Source organism: Streptomyces sp. URMC 126, assembly GCF_051386555.1.
Lineage (GTDB): Bacteria > Actinomycetota > Actinomycetes > Streptomycetales > Streptomycetaceae > Streptomyces.
The window spans coordinates 1-284 of record NZ_JBPQTX010000780.1 but is presented as its reverse complement, the minus strand read 5'-3'; the positions used below and the strand labels follow the sequence as shown (position 1 = coordinate 284).

The window sequence follows — 284 nt, the reverse complement described above, 5'->3', positions numbered from 1 at the left end:
AGGGGCTGCCGCTGCTGGTCAACGCGGCCCAGCTCGCCGCCGCCCGCCGCCTGGCCGACCACGGCGCGCTGGTGCGCAACCCCCGCACCATCGAGGCGCTCGGCCGCGCCGACGTGCTCTGCTTCGACAAGACCGGCACCCTCACCGAGGGCGACCTGCAGCTCGCCGCCGTCAGCGACGGCCGGCGCGAACTGCCCGCCGACCGGCTCGACACCGCCTGCAAGCAGATCCTGGGCGCCGCGCTGCGCGCCACCCCGCCGGCCCGCACCTCCGAACCCATGGAG

1 pseudogene is annotated in these 284 nt (G+C 77.1%); it reads left to right on the top strand.

Annotated features, from left to right (window positions below):
- Positions 1–284 (top strand): annotated as a pseudogene (locus ACSNOK_RS33885) (hypothetical protein); the annotation flags it as partial.